This is a genomic window from Fibrobacter sp. UBA4309, from assembly GCF_002395745.1.
Taxonomy (GTDB): domain Bacteria; phylum Fibrobacterota; class Fibrobacteria; order Fibrobacterales; family Fibrobacteraceae; genus Fibrobacter.
In genome coordinates this window covers 1-17,632 of record NZ_DGUN01000052.1, presented here as the reverse complement: position 1 = coordinate 17,632, position 17,632 = coordinate 1, and the positions used below count along the sequence as shown (strand labels likewise).

Genomic DNA, 17,632 nt, shown 5'->3' with positions numbered 1-17,632 from the left:
AATAGCTTTTTACGGCTGAAAATCCTGTTACGGCTCCGTAACGGGATTTTTTGTTGTTTTTGCTCGTGTTTTACATCACTTTGTGATGTAGAACGTATTCCTTTTTGGACTAAAAGGACTATTTTAATGTATAGGAATACGAACGAAAAGGATGCATGACTCCTATGAAAACACTGGCACGAATTCTAGCGCTGTTTTTGGTTGTACCCGGTCTCGCCTTGGCGGCATCGGATGTGGGCAAGGTCCGGCAGAAGGTCGGTAGTGTTGCCCGCCTGAAAGTGAACAAGGATCAGTGGGACTCCCTGAAGGTCGGTTCCAAGATTTACCAGTCGGACTTTATCCGCACGGGTATCGAGGCGATTCTCGGTATCCAGTTTACCGACGGTTCTACTGTCAGTATCGGTGAAAATGCCGAAGTCGAGATGTCCAGCCTTTTCGAGACGAAGGGCAAGGACGATGCCTCGCGTACGTTCTTCAACATCAAGAAGGGCTTTGTCGATTTCGACGTGAAGAAGCTTATCAAGGAATCGACGTTCCAGTTCAAGACCGGGACGGCGACCGCTTCTATCCGTGGAACTAGTGGCTTCGTTGGAGGCGAGGATGGCGCCTTCTTCGCAAGCCTTTCTACGGGTAAATTCGATATCCAGCAGAAGGACAATGGCCCGGTGATGCCTGTCGTTGCCGGCGAGACGATGTTCGGTACGGATTCGCTTGTCACGATGAAGTTGGCGTCTTCGGGTAAGGCCGGATTCGCACGCCGTGTTTCCAAGGTCCTGAAAGAAACAAAGGGCGACGTGAATAAGATGGTGCAGGCCGTCAAGGATGCCGATGCGGCTTTCCAGAAAGAGCTTGCCCAGAACAATTTCGAAGTGAGGACCGCGTCCCCGGTAAATGTTTGCAAGGACGGCTTGACCATTGAAGGTACCTATGTGTCTACCGATCCGAAGGCTACCCTCGAGGTGACCGTGGCCGATGTGTATTCTTCCGGGAATTTGGTCCGTGTCGCGGATGGCAAGAGCCATTCCTTCTCGGTCAAGATTCCTGTAAATGACGGCAACAAGCTCTGGAACGAATCTGCTGCGACTATCGCGTTCAAGTCGGCAGGAATGACGGATTCCAAGACGCTCGAACTCAACGTGAGCAAGTCTTGCCCGGAAGTGAACCAGATTGCCCCCATGGTCAAGTTCCTCTCTTACGATTCCATCGCTTGCAAGATGAACGTCTCTGTGGAACAGATGCAGGACGATGCCGGTATCCTGACGTTCTCCGTGGATGGCGCTCCTGAGTTCGAAGAGGCCGTGACCAAGAACGAACTGAAGCAGAGGAAGCTTACTGCCGGTGAACATACCTATGGCGTGTTCATCAAGGACCAGGCCGGCAACGAGGCCTCTGTCGAAAAGAAACTCGGCTGCTATCCGGTAAAACGCTTCAATATCGATGTCTACGGCAAGAAACGTGAAGTCCTGAATGTGCCGATTCCCCCGCGCGATGTTCCGGACAAGATTGTCCGTACCCTGCAATTCAAGATAAAGAGCCCCGAAAATGACCCGGTTTTCTTGTACAAGGTTACCGTGAAGCGAAACGGAAAGATTATATTACAGGAGACCCTCCGACAGATCCAATCTCTGGATTACCAGGTTCCGCTGGAACTGATCCGTGGCGCTCAGAATAAGTTTGATATCGAGGTCATCCACAAGAGCGGTTTTGTCGCGAGGAACGAGAAAATATTTGAGGTCCAGTAATGAATTGGGGAATGAGGCTGACTGGGCTGACGTTGGCGATTGCCGCGTTGGCTTTTGCTAGGACGGAGATAAAGGGCGAATATTCGGGATTCCTGAAAGCCGAAGGATCCCCTTATCTTGTTTCTGAAACTATTGTCGTGCCCGAAGGCCGCGCCCTTCTCGTAGAAGCGGGCGTCGTCATGGAATTCGTTGCTGGGGCAGGTCTCGACATACAGGGCGGTTCTATCGCGGTGGACGGGTCTTCGCAGATGCCTGTCGTGATGCGCCCGGCTCCGGGCTATGCGTCATGGAACGGTATTTCTATCACGGGCCAGCACAGTGCCGGATTCCAGAATGTCGAAATCCACAATGCCGAAGTCGGTATCGCCGTAGAGAACGGCGTGCTGGAACTGAAGAACGTGAATGTTGAAGGCGTGAACCAGATTGGCCTCTATGCTCGTTCTGCTTCGGTCAACGTGCAGTGGAGCAAGTTCAAATTCAATAAGGGCGTCTCTGTATGGGCGGCAAATGAAGCCCAGGTCAACCTGAATTCCTGCGAGATTTTCAATAACCATATCGGTTTCTTGGCCGGCCAGAAGTCGTATGTCGAAATACAGTCTTCCAAGATTGCCCATAACGATTACGGCTTTGTCGACATGGAAAACAATTCCGTGCGCCAGTTGCGTTCGCAGATCGAGCAGAACCGCGTCGGCCTCGTGGCAAACGACGTCCCGCACGACGACCTTAAGAAGGTGGCGCTCCGTAACCAGAAGAATCTGGAACAGGGCGGCAAGCATATAACGAATTCCTTGCCCGAAGAACCCCGGAATCCGGTCGCGGAGATTTTCCGTGCGGCTCCGCCCAAGAGTACCTATGCCGAAGGCGATGTCTCGTGGTCGCGTAGCGGGAATATCGAGGCGATTATGGGTTACCATCACGTGCTGACCCGCACCAACAGGACCGGCGAAGCCTATATCGTAGGTACCGATACGGTGGAATCGAAGGATAAGTACATCAACTACTTCCAGGTTCCTGGACTTTTCGGCGAACTCAACGCCTACTTGCTCATGGAATCGACGGACGGCAAGAGTTTCGAATTTTCTGCCAACCTCTCTGCCGATACCTGGAACCATTTTGACCCCGAGAACGTGCTTGCCGTCTATTCCGACAAGATGCAGCGCCTGGCTCTCGGTGACGTGTTCCTTTCGGGCGGCAACATCTATATGGCCGGAGTGAATGTGCTGGGCGGTTCCTATGACTTGAACTTGTTCCATAATGCGAACGGCTCGCCGCTGTTTGTCGTGTCCGCCTATGGTGGTGAAGTCCAGAAGCCGAAACTGCTTGGCGACCGCAACGAGGATATCTACAAGGATTACATCGAGGACGGCGAAGTGGAACCGCAGAAGCTCCTGGTGGGCGGAAAGGTCCGCTGGAACATGCACCGCCGCTTTAACGGTACCTTGGGCTTTATCGGCAGCAAGGACTTCCTGGACGACCCGCTGCTGCGTGACGGCTCGAAGAAGGATGCCAATACCTTCTCTCCCGTGATGTCGTCCAAGACTTTCTTTGCCGATGGAAACTGGCTCCTGTTCCCGGGCGATGTCGAGCTGAACGGCCAGATTGCTGTCGGTGCGGCCGATACGGCGAATGCGTCTTTGCAACGCGCTATCAACGAGGTGTTTGTCGGTGCCGGTCTCGATGCGTCGAACCTGACCAAGATTCGTAGGCTTATGAACAACCCTGCACTCGTGGACCTCATGACATACGAGGAACTCGAGGAGTTCTTTGGCGACAATACGATGAAGTCGAAATCGGAACTGCAGACCAAGTTGAAGTCCCTGTTGGCGCAGGCGAAGTCGCTCAGGGACGACTACAGCTCGCGTGCGGAATCCCCCGCAGAAATCAAGAACTGGGACGGACAGAATCTCGCGTTTACGGGATCGCTCCGCTGGGAACTCGGCAAGACGTTGCTTTCCGGTTATGTGCGCTTTGTCGGTGCCGACTACTACAGTGCCGGTTCTCCGGATTTGCTGCAGAATTCCAGGGAAGTGTACGGAAGCCTGGACAGAAAGATTTTTGATTTCTGGAAAATGAATTTCAACTACAAAATCAATGTCGAGAATGCGGCGCATGGCACTGCCTATAACGTATTCGGCATGGCAGAAGGTGAAAAGCTGGGACTTGTTCCCGGTGCCGACAATGACTGGCTCGAAAAGCACGAACAGGACGAAGACCGCACGCTCTACGAACACGACGTGAACTTCAACAACGACTTCAAGGTAAACAAGCTGCTGGAGATTTCTTTAGGCTACAATATGGATTACCGCACCCGCAGCACTAGCCAACGCCTGTTCGGGGACTACTCTGCGGAGTCCGGGGTTTTCGACGATTCCTGGTTCGAACCCGTTAAGGGCCGCTCTACGGTAGATGTCGAGAGGACAAACGACACGTTGAAGATTGACTCGGTACGCTGGGCGGAATACTATTCCTTGAGAAATAAGCCTTACCTGGCTACGGAATTCAACGAGCGCATCATGAGGCATATATTCAAGCTGGGATTCAGGTTCGACCTTCCCAAGAATATTCTCAAGGTGGGTGGCGTATGGACGCTGCGTAGGGACATGTCTAAATTCGAGCAGGACGACCTGCTGGAAGGATTCGACTTTGAAGACAAGACCTACGGCCTGTTGGGATATTATTTCCACGGCGGAGACTACTTTGAACAGCGCTATCCCGTGTCGCTGACGACGACGGTGGGCGGGTTCCGCAACATGTTCTCGGTGACTCCTCGCTACAAGATTTACAACCGCGACGACATGACCGATTTCGAATGGAACGTCGGGGACAACATGACGATTCCCCTTTCGAAGAACTTCCTGGATTTGCTGCTCGCGGCAAGCTTCAGGCAGGAATTCCTGAACCGTGACGAAGAAGGTTCCCGCATCAAGGAAAAGGAAATGGACGTTTCGGGTAGCGGAACCCTGCGGTTTACGCATACCGGGAGCCTGACTTCGGAATGGACCGTGGGAGCCTATTGCGCTTACCGCCCGGACTACAAGTCGGACGAATACAAGGATTTGTTCGGCACCGTTTCCATCAATTATTCGTTCTAGCGAATTCCACATGTTTATAGGCTGTCATCTCTCTTCTTCCTCTGGCTTCTTGGCCATGGGGAAGGATGCCCTTTCTATCGGGGCCAATGTTTTCCAGTTCTTTACCCGCAACCCGCGCGGCGGTGCCGCGAAGCCGTTCGACAAGGTCGATGCTGCCGCACTGGTGGACCTGATGCGCGAGAACGGCTTCGGTCCGGCGCTTGCGCACGCTCCCTACACGCTGAACCCGTGTGCGGCGGACCCGGGGTTGCGCGACTATGCCCGCGACGTGATGAAGGACGACCTGTGGCGCATGGACCACTTTCCGGGAGCGATGTACAACTTCCACCCCGGGAGTCACGTGAAGCAGGGCGTAGAACGCGGGATAGAACTGATTGCCGACCACCTGAACGCGATTCTGCGCCCCGACCTGAAGACAATGGTGCTTCTCGAGACCATGGCGGGGAAGGGAAGCGAGGTCGGGCGCAACTTCGAGGAACTGCGGGCGATTATAGACCGCGTGGAACTCTCGGACAAGGTCGGGGTTTGCCTCGACACCTGCCACGTGCACGACGGCGGCTACGACATCGTGAACCGCCTGGACTGGGTGCTGGAACAGTTCGACAAGGTTATCGGGCTCTCTAGACTCCATGCTATCCATTTGAACGACAGCAAGAACCCGCTGGCAAGCCACAAGGACCGCCACGAGGTCATCGGGGCCGGTTTTATCGGTTTGGAAGCGCTTGTACGCGTGGTAAACCACCCTTCGTTGAAGACTTTGCCGTTCTATCTGGAAACGCCGAACGAACTGCCCGGGTACGCGAAAGAGATTGCTTTGATGCGTAGCCGGTCGTCATTTTGACGAATTTAAGCGAAAAAACGCAAATTTTTTGCTAAAAATCCCTTGACAAAGGAACAGGAATATCTATATTTGGGTTCGTCTAACAGACGATGCTTCATAGCTCAGTTGGTAGAGCCCGCGACTGTTAATCGCGTTGTCCTTGGTTCGAGTCCAAGTGAAGCAGCTTAGAACCCCGTTCGAAAGAGCGGGGTTCTTTGTTTTGCTATATTGGGGATATGGAAATGAAACGGGGGATTGATTTGAATAGAATATTGCGTCTTTGCATTGCGGGTCTCTGGACTCTAGCAGTCCTTGGTTGTGAAAATTCGGATTCTTCTACGACAGTTGTAGAAGATGTCGAGAATCAGTCAGAAGGTCAATCTGGAAACCAGTCTGAGAATAACTCGGATTCGAAAGCCGGTATTGATCCGGCCGATGCGAGTGAAGATATCAAGGAACTGGAAATCGTTTTGCGGGACTTCGAGGCGGGCTATCCGGATTTCGATAATTTCCAGTCGGCTGCCTACGAAAGTCAGACGGCTGCACGTGGCAGTACTTTTGATACGTGGAACTTTCCCGGTTATGGGGACAACGAGGAGTGGTTGGCGCGCCGCGTGATTCCCGACGGCTATGCGGTTTATGGTTGTGGAAGTCAGACGACTCCCGAATACGGAACGCCGCTTCTTGAAAATTCCACACAAGTCTGGTATGGCGAGTTTGCGAATTGCGATGGAGAGCCTATCAAGACGATGCGCGGTTTTGTCCACGACCTTTGTTCCGATGCTACGGAAGGGTGGGAAACGGCGGATTCTGTTCGCCTGTGCAATAAGCGTTGCAAGGGCTATTTGTGGTCGGAGAAGGTGTATTTTACGTCGGGCATGGTGAAACCGGCGCTTTCGTTCCCGAAGGGGGAAAACGGCAAGCCGAACTTGCATGAGCCGAACATTGTCAAGGCGCGCGATGCTTGCGACAACAAGTATTTTGAACAGTGGTTCACCGATAACGAATTGAACAAGCGTTCCGAAGGTACGTTGCCCCTTGATCCGCTTGACGAAACTTCGATGGGGATTTCGTATGACTGGAACAATGGCGGGTTCTACCCGTTGGATTCCGTTTCTGACAAGTCGGAATTTGTTTCGGTAAATCCGGATTTCCAGAATCAGTTCGGCCCCCAGAGCTTGACGATTTACTGCCCTCCTTATAACTACGAGTATGCGAGTACGCAGGAAGATAACATGGGCATGAATACGGCCTCCTTGTGTGCGTCGTGGTTGCTGAATGGAGGACCGAGAGTGGGCGACGCTGCCGTGAGCGCTGCAATGTCGACTAATTATGTTGGACTGCGTCATCTGCGTAATTCCGGCTTTACCATGATGGGCTATGCTCCGTTCAAGTACAAGAAGGATGCGGGCAAGGTGTTCGAGTTTACTTCCCAGGGTGATTTGTGGGTCTTTATTGATGGCGTGCTGGCTTTGGACCTGGGCGGAACGCATCTGCCAGCCGGCGGAAAGGTCGATTTGAAGAGCCTCGCTTCGGAAGGTCACGGGTGCCATGCGGGAGACCCCCTGGAAGCATCCTGCGAAGGACGCGTGGATGACAAGGGTGCATGGAAAGATGGCTCTTGGCATCATTTGCACGTTTTCTATGCGGACAGAAGTACGGACGGCTCGACGCTGTACCTGAAATTTTAATTGGAAGGAATCTTTATGTTCAAGAAGCTTTTTATCGCTATCCTCGCTGCCGCGGCTTTTACGCTGGCGGCTGATCCCGTGACTGTCGAAGCCCGCCTGACCGAAATCCCGGGCAAGATGCCGAGCAACGACCTGTACAGCTACGTGTACGTGTTCAAGTACAAGGTGCAGAAGGTGGTCTCCGGCAAGCTCGACGCGAAGGAAATCCTCGTGGGCGTTTACAACCCGCTTATCGCGCGCGGCAAGGTCAAGGACAAGATGGCCGACAAGAGCAAGGGCAACGTGGGCGAGTTCAAGGCGAAGGCCAAGCACACGCTCAAGATTATCCCTCTCGAAGGCAACTGGGACGGAGCTGTCGAGGACGAGTATTTTGACGACGAATCCCCGCGCTATCTGGCCATCGAGGTGAATGAATAAATAGGGTTTAGATGGCGGATCTGGTCCGCCATGACGTGAATGCGTCATTCCGGCCTCCGAGCCGGAATCTATCAACGGACTTATGGTTTTTTCTTCCCAGATTTTCCTGTTCTACTTTCTGCCGACGTTCCTGGTCGGCTACTTTGTGCTGTTCCGTGCCGGGGTCAAGCATTCCGGCCTGAACTTTTTCATCACGATTTTCAGTTACATCTTTTACGGTTGGCTCGAACCGTGGCTCGTATTCCTGATGTTCGGCTCGACGCTCGTCGTGTACGTGAGCGGGCGCTTTATCTCTGCGCCTGGTGCGAGCAAGCGGCAGCGTAACTTGGCCCTCCTTGCGGCGATTGTCGTGAACCTCGGTGCGCTCGGGTTCTTCAAGTACTACATGTTCGGCATGGGCGTCATCAACGATGTTGTGGCCAAGCTCGGCTGTGAGCCGTTCTCGGTGATGACGGTGCTTTTGCCGGTGGGCATCTCGTTCTATACGTTCCAGTCCATGAGCTACGCGATTGACGTATGGCGCGGCACGGCCCCTCCGGTCAAGGATTTTGTGACGTTCGCTTGCTATGTGGCGCTGTTCCCGCAGCTCGTGGCGGGCCCGATCGTGCGCTACAATACGGTGGCCGAGGAATTGGCGACCCGCACGCATACGCTCGAGAACTTCGTGCGTGGCATCATGTTCTTCAGTTTCGGTTTTGCGGAGAAGATTTTCCTCGCGAACCAGGTGGGCATCATCGCCGACCGCGTGTTTGCGGCGGACGCTCCGGGCGTGCTCAATACATGGTGGGGTAGCCTTGCCTACATGTTCCAGATTTATTTCGACTTCTCGGCATATAGCAACATGGCGATTGGCCTCGGACTGATGCTCGGGTTCCATTTCCCGCGCAACTTCAACGGCCCGTACCGCTCGGGGAGCATTACCGAATTCTGGAAGCGCTGGCATATTTCACTCACGAGCTGGTTCCGCGATTACCTCTACATTGCCCTCGGTGGAAACCGCGTGGGCAAGAAGCGCCTGTATTTTAATTTGTTCATGGTCATGTTCCTGAGCGGCGTGTGGCACGGTGCGAACTGGACGTTCGTTTGCTGGGGGCTTTACCACGCCTTCTTCATGATCGTGGAACGTGCGAACAACAAGAACGCGCTCTACTACAAGGCGCCCCGCGTGGTGCAGATTCTGATTACGCAGGTGCTCGTGCTGTTCGGCTGGGTGCTGTTCCGCGCCGACAACATCGGCGAGGCGTGGCGCCTGTGGAAGACGATGCTTGGGCTTATGCCGGTGAGTACGTCCGATGCCATCCTTACGGCCGAAATCTTCACGCCCACGTGCGTCGTGTTCATGGCCGTGGCGGCCCTGCTTTCGTTCTGGAAATTCCGCAGTTTCGACTGGTGCAACGAGGTGAAACCCTGGAAGGCTGCCGTCGCGCTCGGGCTCTTTGTGCTCGCGACGCTAGCGCTGTTTACCCAGAGCTACAACCCGTTCCTGTATTTCCAGTTCTAGCGGTTCCCCGTACTATTTGACAGGGGATGTTTACTATATTTCTAGACGTATGGCAGATAATCAGAATGTAGACGAACTGGCCGAGGAAGTCGAAGAAGAACTCCCGAAAGTGGAAAGCCGGGAGGACCTGGCCCGTATTATACAAGCTATCGTTTTCGCATCGCCCGACATAGTGACGCTCAAGAAGCTCCGCGAGATTCTTGGGGACTTTCTCGATGTGCGCACTGTGTCCGACGCGCTTATTTCTGCAAATGATTCATTGAACAAGATCCAGTCCCCGTTCGAGATTGTGGAACAGGCGGGCGGTTACCGTTTCCGTACGCGTGCCAAGTACTACCCGTGGGTGCGCAAGCTGTTCCCCGAGGCGAATGCCCGTCGTTTGAGCCAGGCCGCCCTCGAGACACTGGCCGTGATTGCCTATCAGCAGCCGATTACGAAGGCGGCGATTGAGCAGGTTCGTGGCGTGTCGTCGGTAGACGGCCCTATCCGCAACTTGCTCGACAAGGGATTTATCGCTTTGGGCGCCCGTGCCGAGACGGTGGGCAACCCCTATACGTACATCACCACACAGGAATTCATGAAGTACTTCGGCATCAACCGCATCCCCGAAGACCTGCCGCGCCTGCGCGAATTCAGCGAACTCCTGGAAGCGGGCAACCTCGTTCCGCAGTATCCGAAGCCCGAAAGCGCTCCGGAAGAACCGCGCCCGCCCGAAGAAATGCCCGACCAGATTGAACTCTCGATGGGAGATGCGTAATGGCTGTAACCCCGTTGATGCAGCAGTATTACGAAATCAAGAAACAGAACCCGGGCTGCATACTTTTTTTTCGCATGGGAGATTTCTTCGAACTGTTCGAAGAAGATGCGGTGATTGCTTCTAAAATTCTTGGACTGACGCTGACGAGCCGCAACAATGGTGCCGCCGGCGCGACGCCCCTTTGCGGATTCCCGCATCATGCCGCCGACCGCTACGTGCCCAAGATGGTCGCGGCCGGCTACCGCATCGCCATTTGCGAGCAGGTGGAAGACCCGAAACTCGCGAAGGGCATTGTCAAGCGCGATATCGTCGAGATTATCAGCGCCGGTACCGCGATGGACGAGACGAACCTGAACGCGAAAGAGGCGAACTACCTTTGCGCTTACATTCCTGCGACGCATAAGGATGCGGGCAGGGGGACGTCTGCGTTGGCCGCGTTTGCCATTGCCGATGTTACGACCGGTTACCTGGCGGCCTGCTGCAGCACCTTGCAGGCCTTTGAATGCGAATTTAGCCGCCGTATGCCGAAGGAAATCGTCGTGCCCGAAGGCTGCGAGATTCCTGCGGCCATCATGGACCTGGTAAAGGCGGAAAACGTCCTGGTGACGGAACTGCCCGAATTCCTCTTCTCCGTGGACCAGGCGAAGGAAGTGCTATTCAGCCATTTCAAGGTGGAATCCCTGGACGGTCTCGGTCTCGATGGCCGCGATGACGAGACTGCCGTGACGGGCGGACTGCTCCATTACCTGATGGACCAGAAAAAGTCCGAACTCACGCATTTCACGAACCTCGAAATCCTGAACCTCGACGACTTCATGACGCTCGATCCGAGTACGCTCAGGAACTTGGAATTGGTACGCCCGCTGAATGCGGACGATTACAGTAGTACGCTCTGCTCCGTTCTGGATTTTACCGTTACCGCGATGGGTGGCCGTACGCTCAAGGACTGGGTGAGCCATCCGCTGATTTCTGTTTCGCGGATTCAGGAACGCGAAGAAGCAGTCGCCGAACTTGTGCAGAATCCGGTGGCGCTTGACGAACTGAAGGATTCGCTCACCAGCATCCTCGACATGGAACGCCTGATGGGGCGCGTCGGTTCTGGACGTGCCAATGCGCGTGACCTCGCAGGCATGGGACGTTCGCTTTCGCAGGCTTCGAAGGTGGCCGACGTACTGGAAGGCCTGCATGCCGAAGCTTTCGAGAAATTGCGCGAGACGCTCGTGCTGGCCAAGGGCCGTGGCGAAGAATTGCTTAAGAACTTCAATGAAGACTTGCCCCTGACCGTCCGTGAAGGCGGTATGATTCGTCCGGGAGCGAATGCCGAACTCGACGCGATGAACGAGGATATCAGGGAACGTCGTGAATGGATTGCCTCGCTGGAAGGCCGTGAACGCGAACGCCTGGGCATCCCGAGCCTCAAGGTTGGCTACAACCGCGTGTTCGGTTACTATATCGAGATTACCAAGGCGCAGATGGCGAAGGCGACTCAGCCGATTCCCGAGGAATATATCCGCAAGCAGACGACCGTGAACGGCGAACGCTATATCACGCCCGAGATGAAGGAATGCGAATCCGTCATCAGCAACGCCGAGATGAACATCCATGCGCTGGAGTACAAGATTTTCTGCGAACTGCGTGACCGCGTGAACGGCTGGCGTGCCGAGCTCCAGAGCATTGCGGATGCCGTTGCCCGTGTGGATGTCTTTTACAGCTTTGCCCGTGCCGCCCGCAAGTACAATTACGTGTGTCCCGAGGTTTTCGAGGGAACAGGAATCGATATCCGCGGCGGGTTCCATCCCGTGATTGTCGCGGTAAACCCGGATCTGGATTTTGTCCCGAACGACGTTTCGCTTTCGCCCGATGCAACCCGCCTGATGCTCATTACGGGTCCGAACATGGCCGGTAAGTCGACTTACCTGCGACAGACGGGGCTGATCGTGCTCATGGCGCAAATCGGCTGTTTCGTGCCGGCGGAAAGTGCCCGTATCGGCGTGGTGGACCGCATATTCACGCGCGTGGGCGCGAGCGACCGCCTGAGCCGCGGACTCAGTACGTTTATGGTCGAGATGATCGAGACTGCGAACATTTTGAGGAACGCGACGCCGCATAGCCTGGTACTGCTCGATGAAATCGGCCGCGGGACGAGTACGTTCGATGGACTTTCGATTGCATGGTCCATTGTCGAGACGTTGCACGACGAGCCCGCCCGTATGGCGTTGACGTTATTTGCGACGCATTACCATGAACTGACCGGGCTTGTAGATAGTCTGGAACATGCAGGCAATTTCCAGGTAGCCGTACAGGAAAAGGGCGAGAAACTGATATTCCTGCACAAGATCCTTGCCGGCGCATGCGACTCCAGCTACGGTATCCACGTGGCCGAAATGGCCGGGCTGCCGAACAATGTCGTGCGCAGGGCCCGCAAGATTTTGCTGCGCCTCGAAAAGCAGAAAATCGACCCGAGTGACGGAGCCGCCCACAAGAAACTCGTGGAAAAGCCCCAGATGGACCTCTTTGCCCCGCCCGACGAGAATACGCAACTGCTGAAGGACGAAATTCGCCGCATCAAGCCCGAAGAGATGACTCCGATGCAGGCGCTGCAGCGCTTGATGGAACTGAAGGAAAACTACGGAAAGTAGCGGCGTTGTGTGGAATTAGAACTTAGAACTTAGACGTCATCCTCCGAAGGAGGATCCATCCGGTTTTATACAGGTGCTAGAACAAGACGGATGGATCCTCGGCCTTCGGCCAAGGATGACACTGCCAACTAGCATCAATCTCTCGTTTAACGCCCCCTAACCACTAACCACTACCCACTAACCATGATCGACTTCGCCGCTTTACAGTATTACGTCTACGAGAACCGGGTGTTCGATTCGAAACGCCACGGGCTTTCGCATTGGCGCCAGGTGGAGTTCAACGGACTCATGCTCGCGACATCGACAGGGGCGGACATTACGGTGGTGCGCCTTTTTGCGCTGTTCCATGACTGCAAGCGGGAAGACGACGGCTACGATGGCGAGCATGGCGAGCGCGGTGCGGCTTTTGCCAAGAAATGCTTTGAAGACGGCCTTCTCGACATTACGCAGGAGCAGTTCGACAAACTTTACCACGCCTGCTTTTTCCATACGAAGGAACACCGTGCAGACGATGTAACCATCGATACTTGCTACGATGCCGACCGCCTGGACTTGGGCCGCGTCGGATTCAAGCTCAACCCTGAAAAAATGGCGACTGCGGCAGGTGCAAAAATCGCCCGCAAGTCATTGCAGGCGAATGTAGATGTCTACAAAATGCGCGAGTGGCTCAAGTCGCTCTAGCCGTTATTTCCTTCAATCCAGTTCATTCTGCCGGCAAACTGGACCTGTTCCGGCACGGCTTGGAAGGTGCAGCTGATTTCGACGGCGGCATTCTTCGGGAGTGCGCCGACGCCCACGGCGGTGCGGGCGTGCTTGCCGTTTTCGCCGAGAATCTGGACCGCGAGTTCGCTGGCGCCGTTCAATACGGCAGGCTGTTCATGGAAATCGCTTGCGGACTGCACGAATCCCTGCATCTGAACGAGCCTGAGCGTTTCGCCGTGCTGCAATTGCGTCATGGCGGCGGCGATGTTGTTCAGCAGGCAGATGCGTGCGGCTTCGGTCGCCTTCTCGACGGTAAGTTCGCTCGGAACGGTGCCGCAGTAGGCGGAAAAGTTTCCCTTGACGCTCGGGAGCTGTCCCGAGACTACAATCGTATCGCCGAAACGGGTCGCCGGCACATAGGCGGCAAGCGGCACCGGGCATTCAGGAAGCGTCAATGCAAGTTCTTCGATTCTCTTCTGAATATCCATGATAAGTCTTTCCTTTTCGTTATTAAATATACTTACTTCTTCTTGAACACTTTCGAAAAGCAGAAGGCGCATAGCCCGATGATGCCGGCCCAGGAGGCGAGCATGAATACGAGTCCACCGGTCGAGAATTGTGCGTCCATGTTATGCCTCCTTCGCGCTGTCGGTAGCGCCGTTGTTCGTTTCGTCGGAATTGCCGACGGGCATTTTCTGGATAGTTTCGCTGCGCCCTCGTTCTGCGGTACCGCCCTTGCGCCAGGCATAGGCGATGGCGACGTTCAGGAGCACCACGAGCAACAGCAGGAACCCGCGGAAGCCCCATGTGAAGTAAAGCTGCGAGTATTCCGAACCGAGGAAGGTGACCTTCGCGTCGGCGGGGATGTTGCTCAGCGTGATGAGCGGGAGGCCGTCGGTCAGCGTGAATGACACGAGGAGCACAATCAGGTAGACGGGGCACACGTACTGGATGATGGGCCTGAAGAAGCGGGGGAGCTTGAGTTGCGAGCCCTCGTTCATCAGGGCGAATGCCTCGTTGTCTTCGGTTCCGTCGTCGGTCTTTACCTTGCGGCGTCCGAGAATGAACGAGAATATCAGCGCCTGGATGGCGCCGAATACCACGAGCAGGAAGGTGCCGCCCCAGAAGTCGAGTTCGTCGACCGTGCCGGCAGCGAGTCCGAAGATGGCGGTGAGGCCGCCGATGAAGGTGATGGTGCTGATGGTCGTGACGGATTTTTTGCGGCTGAACTTGAGGTCGTCTTCGCAGAAGCTGATAAGCGGCTGGATGATGGAAATAGCGCTGGTGATGCCCGCGAAGAAGAGCAGGGCGAACCAGACCGCCTGCAGGACCCCGCCGAGCGGGAGCGTGCCGAACACGTACGGCATGGTCTGGAAACCGAGCCCGAAGGTGCCGAGTTTCGCGCATTCCTCGATGTTCGCGCCCGCGATGATGACTGCGATGGGGATGACGACCGTGCCGCCGATGATGATTTCGGCAAAGCCGTTCGTGGCGCTAGCGGTAAGCGAAGAAAGTACGAGGTCTTCCTTGGGCTTGAGGTAGCTCGCGTAGCACCAGATGATGCCCATGCCGAGGCTCATGGTGAAGAATACCTGGCCGGCTGCCGCCATCCAGACCTTGGGATTGGCAAGTTCGCTGAAGTTCGGGTTCCACATGAAGGCAAGCCCCTTGCCGATATCCGGGAGCGTAAGCACGCGCACCACGAGGATGATGCCGAGGATAAGCAGGATGGGCATGCAGATCTTGTTCGCTCGCTCGATTCCCTTGCGCACGCCGAAGGAGAGCACCACCATGTTGCAGGCGAACGTGACGAGGAAGAAGATGATGGCGACGGGGACGGGACCCACGCATGTCTTGAGCATGATGAAGTCGCCGAAGAACTGCGTCACTGCGGCACTGCCCTGGGCCGTGACTTCCATGAGCTTGCCCGTGAGCGAGTAGTAGGCGAACGCGAGAATCCACGACTGGATGAACACGTAGTAGAACACGATGAAGATGGGCGGCAGGAGCCCGATGGAACCCAGGTGCTTTGCCCAGGGCTTCTTCTTGCCGAAGATGATGTGGAGCGTACTCGGGGCGGTGCCGTAGCCTTGCCTGCCCGCGTAGCGGCCGAGCGTCCATTCCATCCATGCGAGCGGGATGCCCAGCAGGAGGAAGGCGATGAGGTAGGGGATGATGAATGCGCCACCGCCGTTGGTGGCCGCCTGTACGGGGAATCGAAGGAAGTTGCCGAGCCCGACTGCCGAACCGGCGACAGCGAGGATGACTCCTATTTTGGAGCCCCAGTTTTCACGATTGTTTTGCATGCCTTAAAACTAAGACAATCTGCGCGTCTTGGCAACCCGCCTTGGCCTATCTTAACCGGATTTTCTTTTGTGCGTAGATGCTCTTGCCGCCGTTGCATGCGTAGGCGAACGTACACACGATAAAGAATGCGGGCAGCGTATCGAAACCGAACATCTCGGCGCCCACAAGGATAGGGGCGAACAGCGTGTTCGTCGCGCCACCGAAGACCGCTGCGTAGCCGAGCGCTGCGGCAAGCGGGAAGGGAACGCCTACGGCGGTCGCGATGACCGCGCCGAAGGTGGCGCCGATGGTGAACAGCGGGGTGACTTCGCCGCCCTGGAACCCGACAGAGAGCGTGACGATGGTGAACAGCATCTTCAAAATCCAGTCCCAGGCGTAGATGCCCGCACCGCTGGCCATAACGGCGGAAGCGTTGCCGAAGCAGGCGTCCGTCAGGTTCGTGCCGAGGCCGGAATAGCGGCCCTGCCAGCAGAGGAGCAGGAGCGCGCTCAATGCGATGCCCATGACGGCGACGCGCTTGACGGGATTCGGGAACTTTTCGGCGAAGAACTTTCTGGAAAGCGGGAGCAGCCAGGCGAATACGCCGCCGACAATCCCGAAGAGGACGCCCAGTACGGCGAGCTTTAGGACAAAATAAATGTCAAGGCCCGCATTGCCGTAAAAGAGTCCTGCGAGGTTCCAGTCCGGCGAGAAACTGTTCAGGTCCAGCGTGAATCGTGCGATTCCGAGCGTTTCGGAAACCTTGTATGCCGTGACTGCGGCGACGGTCGCGGGGAGGAGCGCTGCCATCTCGAGGTGACCTGCCAGCAAAATCTCGATGGAAAGCGCGATGGCCGCCATCGGGGTCTGGAAGAGCCCGGCAAAGCCTGCCGCCATGCCCGACACGAGTAAAATACGCGGAGCGTTCTCCACATGGATTTTAGAACTGATGTTGTGGCCGAGGGTAGCGCCAATCTGCATGGCGACGCCTTCGCGGCCGGAGCTACCGCCGAAGAGGTGCGTGACCCACGTCGTTACCATGATGAGCGGAATCAGGCGGAGCGGAATTTCGCTTTCTTTGCCGTGCGCGACATCAAAGATGATTCCCATGCCGCGTTCCGAACCCTTGCCGAACTTGCGGTAGGTGAGGACGATGGCGACACCGCCTATGGCGAGAGCCGGAATCCAGTACAACGGATTAGCGTCGCGGATTTCACCGACGCGTTGCAGGACCTGCCCGAAAAACGCGGTCAGTGCGCCGACGATGGCTCCGAGAACCAGGGCCGCAACGACGAGTACCGGCTGCGAAAACCAGTGAGCGATTTTTTCCCGAATCTTTGCCTTCGCCCTGCGGATGACTTCTTCTTTCATCTCGGGGCTCAGGCTATTATAGATGTCTTGCCAGTTCTTGCCGTTCATCGCTTACTTGTTGTTCGCGCGAATCAGGTTGAGGGCGGAACCCGCCTTGAACCATGCCCACTGCTGTTCGTTGTAGGTGTGGCTGAGGGCGATATTATCGACCGAGCCATCCTTGTGGTGGGCGACGAGCGTGAACTCGGAACCCGGAGCGAACTTGGTGAGGCCAACGATGTCGAACACGTCCTGTTCCTGGATCTTGTCGTAGTCGGCGGCGTTCTTGAAAGTGAGGGCGAGCATGCCCTGCTTCTTCAGGTTCGTTTCGTGAATGCGGGCGAAGCTCTTCACGATCACGGCCTTCACGCCGAGGAAGCGCGGTTCCATGGCGGCGTGTTCGCGGCTACTTCCTTCGCCGTAGTTTTCGTCACCGATGACGATGGAGCCCGTGCCCTTGGCCTTGTAAATCTTGGCAAGTTCGGGGACTTCCTTGTATTCACCGCACTGGCAGAGAACCTTGTTCGTTTCGCCGTTGAAAGCGTTCACGGCGCCGATGAGCATGTTGTTCGAAATGTTTTCGAGGTGACCGCGGTAGTTGAGCCACGGACCGGCCATGGAGATATGGTCGGTGG

12 protein-coding genes, 1 tRNA gene and 1 pseudogene are annotated in these 17,632 nt (G+C 55.7%); 10 read left to right on the top strand and 4 right to left on the bottom strand.

The genetic code is table 11. The annotated features are described in order from the left end of the window. Positions 1–164 precede the first annotated feature (164 nt). The 10 genes from B3M32_RS08090 (at position 165) to B3M32_RS08045 (ending at position 13,340) form a co-directional block, all read left to right on the top strand. Positions 165–1,742 carry a FecR family protein gene (locus B3M32_RS08090; RefSeq protein WP_290745136.1) on the top strand — a complete coding sequence of 526 codons (1,578 nt, stop codon included), beginning with the start codon at positions 165–167 and terminating at the stop codon, positions 1,740–1,742. After that, a complete protein-coding gene (locus B3M32_RS08085; RefSeq protein ID WP_290745133.1) occupies positions 1,742–4,834 on the top strand; it encodes a right-handed parallel beta-helix repeat-containing protein in 3,093 nt (1,030 codons plus the stop codon). Before B3M32_RS08090 ends, B3M32_RS08085 begins: the two co-directional genes overlap by 1 nt. 10 nt (positions 4,835–4,844) lie before the next feature. Further along, a complete protein-coding gene (locus B3M32_RS08080; protein WP_290745130.1) occupies positions 4,845–5,675 on the top strand; it encodes a deoxyribonuclease IV in 831 nt (276 codons plus the stop codon). Between the two features lie 90 nt (positions 5,676–5,765). Next, a tRNA-Asn gene (locus tag B3M32_RS08075) sits at positions 5,766–5,838 on the top strand. 52 nt (positions 5,839–5,890) lie between these two features. After that, on the top strand, positions 5,891–7,345 hold the full coding sequence (locus B3M32_RS08070) for a fibro-slime domain-containing protein (RefSeq protein ID WP_290745128.1): 1,455 nt from the start codon (positions 5,891–5,893) through the stop codon (positions 7,343–7,345). A 15-nt stretch (positions 7,346–7,360) separates the two neighbouring features. Continuing rightward, positions 7,361–7,762, top strand: coding sequence for a hypothetical protein (locus tag B3M32_RS08065; protein WP_290745125.1), 402 nt, complete (start codon positions 7,361–7,363; stop codon positions 7,760–7,762). Positions 7,763–7,844: 82 nt separating this feature from the next. Next, a complete protein-coding gene (locus tag B3M32_RS08060; protein ID WP_290745122.1) occupies positions 7,845–9,263 on the top strand; it encodes an MBOAT family O-acyltransferase in 1,419 nt (472 codons plus the stop codon). 49 nt (positions 9,264–9,312) lie between these two features. Then, entirely contained in the window at positions 9,313–10,020 is a 708-nt protein-coding gene (scpB, locus tag B3M32_RS08055) for an SMC-Scp complex subunit ScpB (RefSeq protein WP_290745119.1), read from the top strand. Continuing rightward, on the top strand, positions 10,020–12,659 hold the full coding sequence (mutS, locus tag B3M32_RS08050) for a DNA mismatch repair protein MutS (RefSeq protein ID WP_290745116.1): 2,640 nt from the start codon (positions 10,020–10,022) through the stop codon (positions 12,657–12,659). The genes scpB and mutS overlap by 1 nt, the downstream gene beginning before the upstream one ends. Positions 12,660–12,842: 183 nt before the next feature. After that, entirely contained in the window at positions 12,843–13,340 is a 498-nt protein-coding gene (locus B3M32_RS08045) for a hypothetical protein (RefSeq protein ID WP_290745113.1), read from the top strand. Here the strand turns inward: B3M32_RS08045 and B3M32_RS08040 are convergent. The 4 genes and pseudogenes from B3M32_RS08040 to B3M32_RS08025 all read right to left on the bottom strand — a co-directional run. Beyond that, entirely contained in the window at positions 13,337–13,849 is a 513-nt protein-coding gene (locus tag B3M32_RS08040; protein WP_290745110.1) for a RidA family protein, read from the bottom strand. The two genes, B3M32_RS08045 and B3M32_RS08040, sit on opposite strands and share 4 nt — an antisense overlap. Positions 13,850–13,990: 141 nt before the next feature. Further along, on the bottom strand, positions 13,991–15,667 hold the full coding sequence (locus B3M32_RS08035; RefSeq protein WP_290745107.1) for a sodium-dependent transporter: 1,677 nt from the start codon (positions 15,665–15,667) through the stop codon (positions 13,991–13,993). 46 nt (positions 15,668–15,713) lie between these two features. Further along, positions 15,714–17,066 (bottom strand): chloride channel protein, encoded by a 1,353-nt coding sequence (locus tag B3M32_RS08030; RefSeq protein WP_290745104.1) that lies wholly within the window; start codon positions 17,064–17,066, stop codon positions 15,714–15,716. A gap of 3 nt (positions 17,067–17,069) precedes the next feature. Then, positions 17,070–17,632 (bottom strand): annotated as a pseudogene (locus B3M32_RS08025) (aconitate hydratase); the annotation flags it as partial.